Here is a 16,289-nt window from a genome sequence, read left to right as displayed (position 1 = left end):
ATCACTCACCAGTCAGAAGCTTTTTAAATTCACCAAGCCCTTTCATATCAAACTCATCTCCTACAAGTTCATCAATCATTAACGCCAGTTTCTGCTCTGTTTCTCTTATTTCACGTTCAACATCAAAAAAGGTTATCTCATATTTTTTTTGTAATGCTTTTATATCCCCTACCAAAGTATTTATGACATTTTCCGGAAGCTTATTAAGATTATCTATCAGACTGTCAATCCATTTTTTCTCCAGTAACATCTTTACCTGACTATCTGATAAACTTTCAATTGTTTCCTTAGTTTTATTTTGTAATGCAACTGTCTCTTTTTTTATTTCAGACTTCAGTTTCTTTTCTTCCTGCATCAACATTTCAACCTTGCTGAGCTTTTCTGCCAGAACAATACTTTCCTCCAAAGCATCTTTCTTTAACTCTTTCAATTTCTTATTTACTTCTTTTGCTACAAAAGATCCGTCATTAAAATAATCCTCTTCTTTTTCTTCTTCGCTCAATGATTCTGCCATTTCCTCATACAATGCCGGAAGCTCTGACAGACGCTTTTCTTTTAGCTTTAGTTCTTTTGTTTCTTCAATAAGTAATGTTTCCTGTACACTTTCAAATGGTATTACGTGACCTGCCCAGCCATCCTGAACTTCTTCATCTTTTCCATTTTTCTTTTTTATCACCATATTAGGATCTACTTTTCTGGTTGCTTCAAATCCCTCGGTCTGTACAATTTCCAGATCCACTGCTATTTTCTCCCAATCTTCATGAAGAAGTTGGTAGGCTTCATATTTATCTATGAGAGGTATCATTTTTAAACGTTGAAAAATATCATCAGACAGATTGCTTTCTCCCTGTGATATTATCATGTTCTCCATCTGATCCAGCAATATATCTTTTAAATATAATTTGAAATTAGAAAATTGCTTTTGAAAAGTCTCCCTGAATTGCTGAATATCGGTATGATTTTCCACATAATTTTTTATATCTTTTATTGCAAGTTCTGTATAAGGACTATCAGTTTCAACGAACAGTTCTTTTTTCAATTGTGGAAATGCACTCCAATATTCCTCCAGTTCATTAATTTCTCTCTTCGGAATGCCTCCAAGCATTGTAGCATAAATATCCCAGTTTTCGGCTTTCTCTGAGGAATCAACATAGCGTGAAATATTCAGATTATAATCATTTCTTCGTATTTCATCTTTCGTTATCACTCTGGAATAGCGCTCTATTTTTTTTCGTGCTTTTACAACATCTACTATTTTTTTAATGTCGCATGCACGCAACTTATTATTTTTCCCATCCTTCACAAAACCTTTTGATGCATCTATGATTAAAATATCTGTGTTATCCCTTTTCTGTTTTAACACCATGACAATCGTCGGAATACCAGTACCATAAAAAATATTTGCCGGTAAACCAATAATAGTATCAATATGATTGTTCTCAATCAGTTTTTTTCGAATCTCGCCTTCTTCTCCTCCACGAAAAAGAACACCGTGCGGAAGAACAATTGTCATAACTCCATCTGGTTTCATATGAAATAAATCGTGAAGTAAAAAAGCATAATCAGCTTTTCCCTTAGGTGCCAGACCGAATCTCGAATAACGTGGATCATGTTCTTTATTTGCCGGATCCCATACCTGAGAATACGGCGGATTAGATACTACTGCATCCACATAAACGGGATCATACGTATTCACCGGATCATTATCATCAAAAAATGGCCAGTCTTCTTCCAGGGTATCGCCATTTCTGGTTACTATGTTATCAGGCTTTATCCCCCTCATTATCAGATTCATTCTCGTTAAATTATACGTATTTTCCTTAAGTTCCTGCGCATAATATTTTATGTTATTGTCGCTGCCAACATATTTTGCAACGCTTCGTCCAATATTGATAAGTAATGAACCAGATCCACTTGTAGGATCATAAATCTTTATCTCATTTCTGTCTCTCAAATGGTGTGCAACTATCTCCGACATTAAAAAAGAAACTTCATGAGGTGTGTAAAACTCTCCGGCCTTTTTTCCTGCATTTGAAGCAAATTTTTCAATCAGATATTCATATATAAAGCCTAAAACATCGTAATCTTGCCTTCCATCCATAGGAATATCTCTAATAAGCTGTAGTAACCCTCTGATGGCTTTTGTTCTCGCACCTGATGTATCTCCTAATTTACTAAGCCCCGTTTCAAGTGTTCGAAAAATGTTTTCAAAAACCGGTTTATGCGTCGGACTGATCAACCTGCTAAATGCTGATAATGCATCTGTTACATTCGAAACAGAAAAATCATTTCCCATGTTAATCCATGTAGAATATAAATTTTCATATGAAATAAAATATCCTAAATTATCCTGTACATATTTAACTGTTTCAAAATCAGCTAATGTTCTGATATCTTCATCCGTAAAATCATTTTCTTTTAACCATTCCACTTCTGTATCTGACAGATATTTATAAAAAATAAATCCTAAAATGTAATCTTTATATTCGTTAGCTTCTATTTTTGAACGCATTCTATTGGCAGACTCCCAAATTCTGTTTGCCAGCTGCTGTTTATTCATTTCACCGGTCTCCTCCTGCTTGTCCTTATATATAATTTAAACAAATTTAAAATATCTATATTTATTTACATAATACCATATCCACTTTTAGCTTTAAACAAAAATCTCTTACTCTCTGAATTAGCGTAAGTCACAACTTTTTCTTTAATAAACAAGCAAAGAACCCGGAATTTCTTCCGGGCTCTCCTGTTCTCTGTATTATGTAGCTCATATTGTTGAAGCTTTTGCTTCCAGGCTCATTATAATGTCTCGATGAATCTCATAAATGCTTCTCTTCCTTCTGGTGTGCATTTGTATACACCGGCATCTTCGAGTACATGTACAAACACAATGCCGACCTCTTTCCGGAGGATCTCATGGATGTTGTCTTTGTTGATGTCCTTGTATTTCGGGAGCACTTCTGCCGCCCATGCCGCATGTTTCTCGATCTTTTCGTTGGAAGTGATGTCTTTGCCTTCCAGAATGTATTCTTCGAGAAGTTCCAATTCTTCTTTCAGTCGTGCCGGAAGTACCGCAAGTCCCATAACCTCGATGAGGCCGATATTTTCTTTTTTGATGTGATGATACTGTGCATGCGGATGATACACACCGAGCGGATTTTCCTCAGTCGTGATGTTGTTTCGAAGCGTCAGATCCAGTTCATATATATCACCGACTTTACGCGCGATCGGAGTGATCGTGTTGTGCGGTTCACCGTCTGTCTCTGCAAAAATAAATGCTGCTTCATCGGTATAGCCTCTCCACACTTCCAGTACATGTGTCGCAAGGTCAACCAGACGGTCAGAGTCTTTATGGCGGATACGAAGCACAGACAGCGGCCACTTAACGATGCCGGCCTCTACATCCTCATAACCCGGGATTGTCACATGTTTCTCGATCGGAGCTTTTGCCATTGCAAATGTATAATGACCTCCCTGAAAATGATCATGGCTCAGAATGGAGCCGCCAACGATCGGAAGATCCGCATTGGAACCAAGGAAATAATGCGGGAACAGTTTAACAAAATCAAACAGCTTGATAAATGCATTTCTCTCGATCTTCATCGGGGTATGCTTGCTGTTAAACACAATACAGTGTTCATTGTAATATACATATGGAGAATACTGGAATCCCCATGGTGTATCATTGATCGTAATCGGAATGATTCTGTGGTTCTGTCTCGCCGGATGATTGACACGGCCTGCGTATCCCTCGTTTTCCGGGCAGAGGAGACATTTCGGATAACTGCTTGCTTTGGCATTCTTTGCTGCCGCGATCGCTTTCGGATCTTTTTCCGGTTTGGAAAGGTTGATCGTGATATCGATTTCTCCATACGGGCTGTCCACTTTCCATTTCTGGTCTTTCTTTACACGATAACGGCGGATATAATTGCTGTCCTGGCTCAGTTTGTAAAAATAATCCGTTGCATTCTGCGGATCATCCTGATATCTGTCCCAGAACTCTTTCTGAACCTGTGCCGGACGGGGCATCAGGCAATTCATCAGTCTGGTGTCAAAGAGATCACGGTAAACCACACTGTCTTCGATCAGTCCCCTCTTTACTGCTTCATCCAGAAGTTCATTCAGAGTTTCTTCCAGATCCACACCGGAAAATTCCTCCTCCGGCTCGGTGTATTCATCTTCGTGAAATACATCCAGAAGAAGGTTCGTTGTGTAATTTTTCTCACACTCCGGAACCAGTCCTGACTCAACTCCATACTGTACAAGTTTTGCGATGCCTTTGCTTAACATAAGCCTGTCCCCCTGTAAAATTATTTTTGGTTATCAAGATAAGAAATAAACACATTACCCGCCTGCTGGAAAAGAGCGGTACTGTCGTTCATTCCATACGGGCTGACTTCGCCTGTCGCAGGATCCAGAAGCCATGTATTGTATGCGTCATATCCGACGATCACGACACTGGTATCTGCACCGGTTTTTGCTATAACTGCACGCTGTGCGCTGATCTCATAAAGGACATTTTCCAGACTGCATCCGGTAAGGTCGATCACGGTTCCGGAATCACCCAGCCCTTCCTGCAACTTGTCTTTATCCCATGAACCACTTCGGATGATCTCAGGAACATCCTCCGTATTCAGCGTAAGCTGTGTTTTTATATTTCCACGTTCCCAGACATATTGCTGTGCCCGGTTCAAAACCACGCCGGTCCGGCTGTCTGCCTGCAGTACTGCCTGTGCCGGATCAGTCCACACACTGTCCAGTCCACCACGGGCATATACATAATAAACGTTTCCAAGCTGGCTCTTGTCCACTTCGACCTGAACAATGTTCTCGCTGCCGTTTTTTATTTTGGCGGTAAGAATCAGCGGTTCATCTGCCTCCGGTTTGTCAGTGAATACCAGCTTGACGATAACACCCTGACGTGTCGTGCTTGTCTGCTCCACAGAAACCAGATCTGCCGAAGTTTTCTTATTATTCATGATATTGTCTTTATTCTTTACGGTGTACACATTTCCATTCTTTTCTGACAGATTAAATTCCATCATAGAACTTCCGACCGTCACCTCTGTAATATAATATCCATCCTGATGATACTCTTTTTTGATATTTCCGTCAAAGTCCTCAATCTTTATAGATGTGATTCCGTCGACCGTATGCCCGTTTTCATCGGTAAGACTGTCCCCGTCAAGTACATTTCCGTAAATCAGGTCTTCATTCATAAAGCCAAGCACACGGAGCTGCTGCGAGGCATCCGGTGTATCATTTCTCGTCTTCAGTGAATCAAAATCAATGTATTCGATCTGTCCTGTCTGCTCACCGTCCACAATGCGCCATGCCGCGTGCGCATTTGTCTCAGACACGGCGAACTGATTGCTGTCGATATTTTCCGCCAGAACTTTATAATCACTGTCATCAATATTGATCTGGTAAAGACTTCCGGAAAGAAGCAGGAACAGCTGGTTTTTCTTGTTTACATAACTCAATGTACCGAGATCGGATTTCAAAAACTCAAACGACTCTGTCGTCGGAATAAAGACTTTCTCCTCAACTACATTCTGATCATGATTGTAATGATAGATTCCGGCTCCGCAGTAACCTTCGTGGCTTCCGCGGTTCATGTAACCATAGACCATAAAATTGACATCGCCGTCGTCTTCCACACTCAGAAGCTTAATGTCATGTTCCGTGCGTGAATCGCGGAAATCTCCTTTTGCCGCCTTACGGAAATCAAACACCTGCGCAAACTTGCCGTTATTCTGCGTGTAAGTCCAGAGCGCCCCTTCCTGCACAAAAGCCGTCACACTTCCCTCTGTATTTGTAAGATATGTCACATTTTTGTTTCGGACTCCGAGCAGCAGCCCGTCATCCGTGATCACCGACTGTTTCGGGTCAAATACCTGTCCTGCAGACCTCTCAAAATCGAGCAGACGGATACGGTCCTCCGAATAACGCAGACGGTAGAAATCTGTTACATTATAGTATTCCGCACCACCGTTTTCATTTGCGGCACAGATTTCATATTCCAGTGAAATACTGGCGGTTGTTTCATTGATTTCTTTGATGACCGGTATCCCTTTCTTTGTGATCTGTGGATTTAAATTACCCCAGCTTATCACAGAAAGTGGTGATTTAATGGAAACGGATGCAAAATTTGTTGTCGCTGACTCTGCGGATTCCAGATATGCGGCAAGATTATCTGCCGAAGTTTTGTCCATACACATCTGTGCAAAATCAGATGCAAATTTCACATAAGCCTGCGTATTTGTAGAGGATCTGGATACAACTCGCGTATAATAATAGGCTTCCCCATCATTGGTATCGACCGTCAGCTGCATGGAATACTCCTGATTCATCAGAAGACCGGAGTTAATTTCAATCTGTGCCCGGATATAACCGTCCGATCCCGACGAATCCAGATCTTTGATCTTGCGGTTTTCGACAATCTTGGTTCCATCAGAAGTACGTACCTCATAAGAAAGACTCTTTACCTTTTCGTCATAAGGATTAATCGCAAGCGTCAGTTTCTTCGTTGTATCCAGTGGTGTCACACTGTCACGGACAAAATCTGCTTCCATCGGCTGCCGGTAACCATACATACGGTTCGCCAGTGTTCCGCTAAAATCCACCATCACTTCCGGAAGTGTTGGATTATTCATATCCGAACGGTCATCGGTCGTTTCATTGTTCATCAGAAACACTGTGCCGGCCACTCCCAGTATAAAAATTATCAGAAGAATCAAAAACCTTTTCAGTACTTTTAACATGGTTTCAGACTCCCTTCTCAGAGTGCAGTCCGTCCGGATAAAGCAGTTTTTCCAGCGTCAGATGGCTGTTCAGCGCATCATTCATCGCAGGAAGCCCCTTCGGGAAATGAGCTTTTTCATTTTTGACCGCACGGATCAGAAGATTCTTCGGGGTATGTTCCATATCAATAAATTCAAGGATCTGTGTACTATATCCTTGCGATTCAAGCAATTCCGCACGGATGCCATCTGTAAGAAGCGCCGAAATACGTTCTTTCAGGATACCATATTTCAGTACCGGCTCCAGAAGTTCGTTGTGAATCTGACTGTTCAGCTCATGCTGACAGCACGGTACAGACAGAATCACCTGTGCATCCCACTCGACAGCTTTTGCAAGTGCATAGTCTGTCGCTTTGTCACAGGCATGGAGCGTCACGACCATATCGACTTTTTGTACACCTTCATAATCTGCGATATCACCATGCAGAAAATGCAGCTTGTCATAGCCGTATTTTCCGGCAAGGCTGTTACATTTCTTAATAACGTCTTCTTTCAGATCAAGTCCGATGATATTGACATCGTATCCTTTGAGTTCTTTCAGATAGTAATACATGGCAAATGTCAGATAAGATTTGCCACATCCGAAATCCAGAATCGTGATCTCCCGTTCTCTGGACAGCGCCGGAAGAATATCCTCAATAAATTCCAGAAAACGGTTGATCTGCTTAAATTTGTCATAAGAAGTATTGTGGATTTTGCCCTCGCGGTTCATCACACCGAGATCCACAAGAAACGGAACCACCGTCCCCTCTTTCAGAATGTATTGTTTTACCCGGTTGTGCGCCTGAATCCTGACCGGTTCCAGCACCGAATGCTTTTTGACTTTGATTGTCTGCCTGCCTTTTTTGCTGACCAGAACCGTGCCATCCACGCATCTTCCCTGTGTCTGAAGCTGCGAGAAACAGCCTTCGCCAAGGTTCGCCGTCACATAGGAAATGATTTCTTCCTTTGTATGATTCGAGTGAAGTACCTTCGTTCCCACCGTCGAGGATGCCTGATAACAGACACTGCCTTTCAGTTCGATCGGGCGTATCCGCACACGGGACGGAGCATCTTTGTCCTTGCTTCTCTGACCGCTTAAAACTGCAAGCATCAGCTCTTCATCAAATTGTTTTTCCAAAAATTCCTGTAATGTCATCATATAAAATAAGTCTTTCTTTCTGTCACACTGTACGTCTGTAATGCAAAGCTTCCTGTCAGAATCCCCGGCATCTGCGCCGTCTGCAGCGTCTTCTGGAAATCTCCTGATATAAAAGCACTTCGATCAGATCATCCAGAAAACGATCCGCAATCTCCTGCATCTCAAGTTCCCCAGCAACCTGCTCGCGGATCTGTCTGCAAAGACCACGCATCATCAGTCTGTCGGGATATTCATCATAAAGTCTACTTCCTTCATAATCCAGAAGCTCACATTCTTCTTCTACTTTTTCCTGCACTTTAAGTGCTGTATCGGGAAAATAAGATTTCATCAAAGCAAATTCTCTTTCCTGCATGCGCTCACCACTATAAAGCACCGGACTGGCATAGGTCAGATAAAATGGTAAAAACTTGTCATAATACATGGACAGGCTCCTGCTTTACCATCGTCCCTAACATTTTATGCAGGAATATGCAAAGTGTGCCGCGATCAGCCCTGAATGTCTTTCAGAATACGAAGTGTCAGTTTGAAGCTGTGCTCTGCTGCCATTGCCTCAAATGTCGGATAATCCATTTCTGCACTTCCGTCTGCTTTGTCGGAAATCGCACGGATCACAAGGAACGGAACATTGTTAAGGTATGCTGCCTGAGCAATTGCTGCTCCTTCCATTTCAACTGCATATGCACCGAATTCTTTTACAACGAAATCCTTGACACCCTGATCTGCAACGAACTGATCACCGGACGCAATGCGTCCTTCGAATACTTCAATATCCGGATTAACTTCCTTGCATGCCTGTACTGCCAGCTTGCGAAGTGCGTCATCGCTGTGGAATGAAAAAGCTTCCATCTGCGGAATCTGACCTACCGGATAGCCAAACGCTACGGCGTTCATGTCATGATGGATGAGATCTGTAGAAATTACAATATCACCGATATTGATATCTGCATTCAGACTTCCTGCGATACCTGTATTGATCACAACCTCTGCATGGAAATCGTCGATCAGGATCTGTGTGCAGACTGCTGCATTTACCTTACCGATTCCGGAACGGACAACAACCACTTTTTTGCCCTCCAAAACACCTGCATAAAATTCCATGGAAGCTTTGTGTGTGATCTCCACGTTCTGCATGCGCTCTTTCAGACTTGCGACCTCAACTTCCATCGCTCCTATGATACCAATACATCTCATAATAAAATTCTCCCGTCTTTTTTCTGTATTTTAAATTGTCTATTTCAAAATTTCTACATTCTTTTTTATTATACCAAATGTTGCGTTTATATGGAAACTTTTTTTATTTTCTGCTATACTGTGCAAAGGAGGTTGAGATTATGGTATATAAAACATCCGGCGTCTGTTCAAGCGCCATCTCATTTGAAATTGACGAACAGGGAAAAGTTCATGATGTAAAATTTCAGGGCGGATGCTCCGGCAACACACAGGGTGTAGCCAGACTGATCGAAGGTATGGATGCCAAAGAAGCTATCAGCAGACTCGAAGGAATCCGCTGCGGCTTCAGACCGACATCCTGTCCGGATCAGCTTTCCAAAGCTCTGAAAGAAGCTTTAAACTAATTTTTTTCCTGTACAGCTACATGCTGTATATAAGTACATCAACTGCAAAACCGGAGAACCACATCGGCTCTCCGGTTTTTTGCATCTTTTTATATTGATTTTTATTTGCAATTCTTTATGACAGATCATCTCGGTCCCATTTATCACACAATGACTGCACTTCTCTTGTAAAGCGGTCGAGATCTTTGTTCGGAATACCTTCGCTCTTACGGATAACAGACATAAGACGCTGTCCCATAGCAACCAGTTTCTGGAATGCACGTGCAGCTTTCGAAGTCTTCGGTGAAACGGCAGCCTTCGTGATCTTGATGCCCTGTGCTTCATAGATGCAGACATTTTCTGCGAGGTCAAAAACGGTGCCGCTGAACGGCGCCATTGCATCCAGTCCAAGTTCTTCTTCAAGACGTCTTGCAAAAATTTCCGTCACTTCATCATCACCATGTGTAACAAAAACTTTTGTCGGTTTCTGACTGAAAGATTTGATCCAGGTCATAAGTCCGTTTACATCGGCATGACCGCTGATGCCCGGCATCTGGCAGATTTCTGCGCCAACATAAACAGTCTCACCAAAAAGTTTTACCTCTGTAGCACCTTCGAGAAGTGATCTTCCGAGGGTACCGATTGCCTGATAACCGACAAACAGAATCGTGTTGTTCGGATTCCACAGATTGTGTTTCAGGTGATGTTTGATTCGTCCGGCATCGCACATACCACTCGCGGAAATGATTACTTTGCAATCCTCGTCAAAGTTGATGGCTTTGGAATCGTCACTTGTGATCGAAGTTTTCAGTCCCGGGAACATTAACGGGTTGATGCCCTTATTTACAAGTGCCAGTGCTTCTTCATCAAAACAGTCATAAATATGTTCATTAAAAATGGTTGTCGCTTCATTTGCAAGCGGACTGTCCACATAAACTTTGAAATTATCGTGTCCGTGAACGCGTCCTTCTTCTTTGATCTGACGGATGAAATAAAGCATCTCCTGCGTACGTCCTACCGCAAAGGATGGAATCACAACACTTCCCCCGCGATCAAAGGTTCTCTGGATCACCTCACTCAGAAGTCCCACATAATCCGGACGGTCACCATGGCTTCTGTCACCGTAGGTCGACTCCATCACGACATAATCCGCATCGTGAAGGTATACCGGATCTTTGATCAGCGGCTGATTGAGATTTCCGATATCGCCGGAAAAAACAATCTTTTTCTCTTTACCATCCTCGTTGATGATCACTTCAATGCTTGCAGATCCAAGCAGGTGTCCGGCATCGACAAACCGTACACGGATACCTTCCGCCGGTGTGACCGTCTTTTCATATGGACACGGAACAAAATTCTTCAGGACACCCATTGCATCTTCCATCGTATATGCCGGTACAAACTCCGGCTTGCCCTGACGACGTCCCTTACGGTTACGCCATTCTGCCTCGAACATCTGGATATGGGCGCTGTCTCGAAGCATAATGTCACAGAGATGGCAGGTCGCCTGTGTCGCATAAACCGGTCCCTGAAAACCTTTTGCATAGATTGCCGGCAGATTTCCGGAATGATCCATATGTGCGTGGGTCAAAAGCACAAAATCAAGGTCACTTCCCTTAACCGGTATTTCCTGATTTTCATAATAATCGGGTCCCTGTTCCATACCACAGTCTACAAGAAACTTCTTACCGGCAGCTTCCAGATAATAACAGCTTCCGGTTACTTCATGTGTCGCCCCAATAAAGGTTATCTTCATGTGCGAGCCCCCTTTGTCTGAAAAATCACGCAAATATATATTGTTGTAACCATTATACACGATTTAATTATTTTTTAACAGTATTTTTGTATAAAATCACAAGATAAATGCAGGAGAAGATTTACTGTTCACACGTAATGTCCCGCGAGGTGTTTTGTCATGAATATGGCAAAAGCCCGAGACATACGGGGCAAAATCCCATCACCGAAGGTGATTTGGAATGGATTTTGACCAAGTTGCTGTGAACGGAGTGAACAGCAACGGAGAAGATTTTGGGATGCCTGCAATTACAGAAACAGGAAAGATTGGTAAAATAGAATTACCTGCTGGATTGACCTTACATATACTTAGTTCTTATGTAGTCCACCGTTTACAGGCACTAAGATGACTTGTTTAGTACTAACTTCTTACATAGTCTACCGATTTCTGATGCATAATTGACTTGCATGACACTTAGTCTTCTCATAGTCCACAAATTTCCTAAAATTGAATGACTCCTGCATAGGTAAGTTCTAGGCAGGTCAATTATTTCAGGTAAATCAGTTGGTTTCCACATCAGTAAGTTCTAGACAGGTCAATCATGTACGGATATTGGGATGACTTCAGAAATAGTATCTGCCTCTCCGACCAATGAAAGCTGGATATGTATGGAAAAATCAAGAAAAGGAACAGGGCGGGATCTGAAATCCCGCCCTGCCTTACATGGTTTTGGTTTGGTTTTTTAAGTCTGCTGGCAGCACGTCCCTTCGAAAGGTAACGGATGTTTACACGGTTTATTCTGCATTCTCCGATGTCCGCGATGCCCGCAGTAGTTTGGTTTAAAGATTTTGTCTTAGGTTTTTAAAGTTATAATTTGTTAATTGGTTTTACATGGTTTAAAAAGTTTGGTTTTTGGTTGATTTTTGGTTTTCTCTTTAATGTTGTTTTTGGTTAATAGTTACATTGAGTGATTAATTACTTAATCATGATACCACTTGTAAGTGTGGAAGCTGATTCCTTTAAGCCATCATTACTGGCCGCATGGTATCCGCGCACACGGTAGTAGGTGCCGCTTGGAACAAGAATATTCAATCCCTTTTCAAGACTCGTTACATTTTTGGCAGTATACTCAAAAACCTTATATGTGCTGTAGCTTCCATTCACTTTTCTTTCCAGAAAAAGTGATAAAAATACTTTACTGCATTTCTTATGGCACTGTGTCAATCCATATATTGATAATTCATGATCTGAAACTTTCTGAATTTTCACATTTCCACAATTGAGATTTGTACTTCTTGCAGGATAATATTGCGTATCCTCTGCGAAATCTTCTGTTGTTTCCTCATCTGTAAGCTTTTCCTCTGCAACTGCATCCAGAATGCTGGTAGTTTCAGCCAGTACAGGGGTTACACTCATTCCCACGGACAGACCAACTGCCACAAGAAGACCAAGTAATTTCTTCCCTCTGCTCATTTTTCACTCCTTTCGCTATGTAAACATACCCTTACATAATATATACGTAAGAAATCGCGAAAAATCACTCTAAAATTTCATATATTCTACAATTTTTTTCAAATCATCCAATTCAATCTTTCCAACAAGGCTGTACGACACATCATCTTTTGACCACACTGCTTTATACGTTGGTACTTCTTCCACATCCTGTATCTCTTTGATAATTATTTCAACTCCATTTTCTATAATTGTATCTATCGTATATTCTTCTCCCTTAACAAGGTTTATATTACTGGCAGTATTCTCATTCTGTTTATCTATTAAAAACAAAATCATAGTGTCTGCATATTTATATTCTATTCTGGCTAATGAAGCAGGCTTATCAACCGTATAATCATAAAATTCCATTCCCTGCGGTCTGTAATAAAACTCTGGTACTGTAACACTGATTTTATTTTCTATATCCTCTATCGCCTCATATTCATCTGTATTTGCAAATTCATTATTCTCATCATTATCTACGACTACTCTCGTGTCATCCCCTGCCAGATATCGAATCCCTTCGATAAAATGATTTCTGTTTGCTTCACCCGTCATGCTTACCGCAAACACGCACAGCAGACATACGCCTGCCACACCTGCGACTTTACCCAGCCGCAAATAACTCCGCTTCTTTCTGACCGGACGGTCATTCTTTGAACTTTTCTCTGACGATATCTCCATATCAGCCACTGCTACTGTCTCTGTCTTCACAGCCGAATCGAAATCTTCTGTTGCCCTTGCTGCGGTACCAGCCTCTTTCGAACTTCTTGTCTCCATGTCAATAATTTTGTCTCTGGTTGCTTTTTCCGCGCCGCCAGCCTCCTTCGAAGTTCTCGCCTCCATAGAAATAATTTTCTCCCCGGCTGTCCTTGACACAGAAGCATTATTCTTCTTCGCCACAGCATCTCCGGCGATTTCTGTACCAGCACATCTGACTGCTTTCTTTGAAACCTCCGAAGTGTCATCCGTCTCATCCTCATACAGCCCTTCTTCTTTCAGGCGCTGATAGAATTTTTCTCTGGGGACACTCAACTCTTCTGCGATATCGAGGTTTTTCTCATACTCCTGTCCGGCAAGCAAAGACTTCTCGATCAGCTCTGCCTCATCAATGTATGTCTCCTCCAGCCACTGCCGGAACTTTTCGTCATCCTCCATATCCGGCATGTCCAACATCGGATCTTCTATATAATTGTCTTTCTGTTCCTTTTCAAACTTTTCTTTCATTACATAATCTCCTGCTGCCGCTATTTCCCACTGTAGACTTTTCTGCGAATTACCGTTTCCCACATTCCGGATGATTTTCACAGCATCTCAGACAGCGGACAGCTCTATCTCTCCTTGACAATTCTGTCCCGGTGGTTCATAGTTATGGTTAATAAAAAGATTTTTCAGGAGGAATTCCCTATGAAACATATTGTTCTTACCGGCGGTGGTACTGCCGGCCACGTTACCCCAAATATCGCCCTGATCCCGACACTCAAAGCTGCCGGATATCAGATTTCCTATATTGGTTCCTATGAAGGTATTGAGCGTAAGCTCATCGAAGAAATGGGAATTCCTTATTACGGAATCTCCTCAGGCAAACTCAGACGTTACTTTGATCCTAAGAACTTTTCCGATCCGTTCAGGGTTCTCAAAGGTTTCCACGAAGCAAAAAAACTTCTTAAGAAACTGAAACCTGACGTTGTATTTTCCAAGGGCGGTTTCGTCACCGTCCCGGTTGTGATCGCTGCAAAAAAATGCAAGATTCCAGCAATTATTCATGAATCAGATATGACTCCGGGCCTCGCCAACAAGCTCTGTATCCCTTCCGCAGTCAAAGTATGCTGCAACTTCCCAGAGACCGTCAGCAGTCTTCCGGCAGACAAAGCAGTCCTTACCGGTACTCCAATCCGTCAGGAGCTTCTGAAAGGTGACAAAGAAGCCGGCAGACAGTTCTGCGGATTCACTTCCGACAAACCGGTCCTTATGGTAATCGGCGGAAGCCTCGGTGCAGCCTCGGTCAACGACCATGTCCGCAAGATTCTTCCGGAACTTCTGAAAGAATTCCAGATTATCCATCTCTGCGGCAAAGGCAAAATGGACGAGTCCCTCAAGGGTACCGAAGGGTATGTACAGTACGAATACATCAAGGAAGAGCTTCCGGATCTCTTCGCGCTGTCCGATGTCGTGATCTCCCGTGCAGGCGCGAATGCAATCTGCGAGATCAGTGCTCTTCACAAGCCGAACCTTCTGATTCCGCTCTCTGCAAATGCAAGCCGCGGTGACCAGATCCTGAATGCCCGTTCTTTCGAAAAGCAGGGATTCAGCATGGTACTTGAAGAGGAAGAAATCACCGATGAAAAGCTCCTCGATACCATCCATCAGTTATACAAGAACCGTCATACTTTGGAAGAAGCCATGGCAGGTGGCAAACAGATGGATTCCATTCATCATATCTTTTCTCTTATTGAGGAATGTGTATTATCCAGGTAAGCAACAGAAGGCAGTTACAAATGTGACTGCCTTCTTAGTTTCTCCAGTTCTTCTATAATCCACGCCTTTGAACGCAGATTACGGTTGTTTACATTGTTCGTTGTGATCCCGTATTCCTCAGCAACTTCCGAGGTCGGAATCCTGTGCATCTTAGTTTTTATCAAAATATCGTAGTTCTGTGGATTTCTCATTCTGAGTTTCCGAAGAACAAGTCTCTGATAAGTTTCTTCTTCCATACGCAGAAGCTGTGCTTCCGGATCTCCACTTTCGTCGGGAGTCTCTTCCACACCCTCTTCGTCGAATGTACACATTTCCTGTTTGGTGGAGGGTTTTCTGAAATAATCGTTGCATCTGTTTGTAGTTGCGCGAAGAACCAGTGCCTTCAGTTTCTTACGATCTGAATAGTCCAGATTTTCTTTCATCTTATAAAACGTGATGAAGATCTCCTGACTGATGTCTTCTGCCAGAAGTTTATCCTTCGTGATACAATATGCAACATATGCTGAGAATCTTTGGTATTCATCATAGAACTGATTAAAATTCTCAATCGTCATTCGTATTTACGCTTTCGTTTTATTTTGTTGTTTTTTCTTACGTGTTCTGTATGACTCATGCTTTTACTTTATTCAGAATCTCTTCTTTCATTTCATCGGTCAGCTCGCCCGGTTTCCATGTCAGAGCGACCTGGTCTCCCTCGTAACGCGGAATCAGATGCATATGGAAATGAAATACGGTCTGTCCTGCAATCTCGCCATTGTTCTGCACGATATTAAATCCATCACAGTTCAGTCCATCTCTGAGTTTTGTTGCCATTTTTTTTGCAAGAACCATTGCTTTCGCTGCGGTTTCATCCGGAAGTTCATAAATATTGGCAGCATGTGATTTCGGAAGAATCAGGGAATGTCCCTTAGAAGCCGGTCCCAGATCCAGGATCACGCGGAAGTCTTCGTCCTCATATAATGTAGCGGATGGAATTTCTCCATTCGCGATTTTACAAAAAATACAATTTTCCATGATAAATTCCTCCTTCAGAATTCTGTAAAAATAACTGTTTAATAACTATATTGTCTCGTATTTGTGCGAAT

At 42.3% G+C, this 16,289-nt stretch carries 14 protein-coding genes; 3 read left to right on the top strand and 11 right to left on the bottom strand.

Annotated elements, in window-relative coordinates; translation table 11 throughout:
* Nucleotide 1 precedes the first annotated feature (1 nt).
* From H8Z79_RS14230 to H8Z79_RS14205, 6 genes are all read right to left on the bottom strand, one after another.
* Nucleotides 2-2,560 (bottom strand): type I restriction-modification system subunit M, encoded by a 2,559-nt coding sequence (locus tag H8Z79_RS14230; protein ID WP_118041058.1) that lies wholly within the window; start codon nucleotides 2,558-2,560, stop codon nucleotides 2-4.
* Nucleotides 2,561-2,799: 239 nt separating this feature from the next.
* Nucleotides 2,800-4,290 (bottom strand): UDP-glucose--hexose-1-phosphate uridylyltransferase, encoded by a 1,491-nt coding sequence (gene galT, locus H8Z79_RS14225; protein ID WP_015540784.1) that lies wholly within the window; start codon nucleotides 4,288-4,290, stop codon nucleotides 2,800-2,802.
* A gap of 20 nt (nucleotides 4,291-4,310) precedes the next feature.
* Nucleotides 4,311-6,764 carry a hypothetical protein gene (locus H8Z79_RS14220; protein ID WP_015540783.1) on the bottom strand — a complete coding sequence of 818 codons (2,454 nt, stop codon included), beginning with the start codon at nucleotides 6,762-6,764 and terminating at the stop codon, nucleotides 4,311-4,313.
* A 4-nt stretch (nucleotides 6,765-6,768) separates the two neighbouring features.
* Nucleotides 6,769-7,944: a class I SAM-dependent methyltransferase gene (locus H8Z79_RS14215; RefSeq protein WP_118041056.1), complete on the bottom strand. Its 1,176-nt coding sequence runs from the start codon at nucleotides 7,942-7,944 to the stop codon at nucleotides 6,769-6,771.
* A 55-nt stretch (nucleotides 7,945-7,999) separates the two neighbouring features.
* A complete protein-coding gene (locus H8Z79_RS14210) occupies nucleotides 8,000-8,365 on the bottom strand; it encodes a hypothetical protein (protein ID WP_118041054.1) in 366 nt (121 codons plus the stop codon).
* Between the two features lie 65 nt (nucleotides 8,366-8,430).
* Nucleotides 8,431-9,135 carry a 5'-methylthioadenosine/adenosylhomocysteine nucleosidase gene (locus H8Z79_RS14205; RefSeq protein ID WP_118041052.1) on the bottom strand — a complete coding sequence of 235 codons (705 nt, stop codon included), beginning with the start codon at nucleotides 9,133-9,135 and terminating at the stop codon, nucleotides 8,431-8,433.
* A 140-nt stretch (nucleotides 9,136-9,275) separates the two neighbouring features.
* Here H8Z79_RS14205 and H8Z79_RS14200 point away from each other — a divergent pair, with 140 nt between their 5' ends.
* Nucleotides 9,276-9,518, top strand: coding sequence for a TIGR03905 family TSCPD domain-containing protein (locus tag H8Z79_RS14200; protein WP_118041050.1), 243 nt, complete (start codon nucleotides 9,276-9,278; stop codon nucleotides 9,516-9,518).
* Nucleotides 9,519-9,633: 115 nt separating this feature from the next.
* Here the strand turns inward: H8Z79_RS14200 and H8Z79_RS14195 are convergent, their stop codons facing one another.
* Entirely contained in the window at nucleotides 9,634-11,253 is a 1,620-nt protein-coding gene (locus tag H8Z79_RS14195) for an MBL fold metallo-hydrolase RNA specificity domain-containing protein (RefSeq protein ID WP_118041048.1), read from the bottom strand.
* Between the two features lie 220 nt (nucleotides 11,254-11,473).
* Here H8Z79_RS14195 and H8Z79_RS14190 point away from each other — a divergent pair, with 220 nt between their 5' ends.
* A complete protein-coding gene (locus tag H8Z79_RS14190; protein WP_182279263.1) occupies nucleotides 11,474-11,641 on the top strand; it encodes a hypothetical protein in 168 nt (55 codons plus the stop codon).
* 566 nt (nucleotides 11,642-12,207) lie between these two features.
* Here H8Z79_RS14190 and H8Z79_RS14185 read toward each other — a convergent pair.
* Nucleotides 12,208-12,705, bottom strand: a complete 498-nt coding sequence (locus H8Z79_RS14185) for a DUF6147 family protein (RefSeq protein WP_118041046.1) — start codon at nucleotides 12,703-12,705, stop codon at nucleotides 12,208-12,210.
* A gap of 69 nt (nucleotides 12,706-12,774) precedes the next feature.
* The gene (locus H8Z79_RS14180) at nucleotides 12,775-13,953 is read right to left on the bottom strand and encodes a DUF4367 domain-containing protein (protein ID WP_147349003.1); all 1,179 of its coding nucleotides are present in this window, start codon (nucleotides 13,951-13,953) and stop codon (nucleotides 12,775-12,777) included.
* 180 nt (nucleotides 13,954-14,133) lie between these two features.
* On the opposite strand from H8Z79_RS14180, the gene H8Z79_RS14175 reads away from it, so the two are divergent.
* The gene (locus H8Z79_RS14175; RefSeq protein WP_118041042.1) at nucleotides 14,134-15,204 is read left to right on the top strand and encodes an undecaprenyldiphospho-muramoylpentapeptide beta-N-acetylglucosaminyltransferase; all 1,071 of its coding nucleotides are present in this window, start codon (nucleotides 14,134-14,136) and stop codon (nucleotides 15,202-15,204) included.
* A 14-nt stretch (nucleotides 15,205-15,218) separates the two neighbouring features.
* Here the strand turns inward: H8Z79_RS14175 and H8Z79_RS14170 are convergent, their stop codons facing one another.
* Together H8Z79_RS14170 and H8Z79_RS14165 are read right to left on the bottom strand one after the other, a co-directional pair.
* Nucleotides 15,219-15,758, bottom strand: coding sequence for an RNA polymerase sigma factor (locus H8Z79_RS14170; RefSeq protein ID WP_118041040.1), 540 nt, complete (start codon nucleotides 15,756-15,758; stop codon nucleotides 15,219-15,221).
* A gap of 55 nt (nucleotides 15,759-15,813) precedes the next feature.
* The gene (locus H8Z79_RS14165) at nucleotides 15,814-16,218 is read right to left on the bottom strand and encodes an HIT family protein (RefSeq protein ID WP_118041038.1); all 405 of its coding nucleotides are present in this window, start codon (nucleotides 16,216-16,218) and stop codon (nucleotides 15,814-15,816) included.
* Nucleotides 16,219-16,289: the final 71 nt, after the last annotated feature.

It is taken from the genome of Blautia intestinalis (assembly GCF_014297355.1).
In the GTDB taxonomy this organism is placed as follows: Bacteria; Bacillota; Clostridia; order Lachnospirales; family Lachnospiraceae; genus Blautia_A; species Blautia_A intestinalis.
The sequence above is the reverse complement of the archived record's forward strand: the minus strand, read 5'-3'. Positions and strand labels throughout refer to the sequence as shown.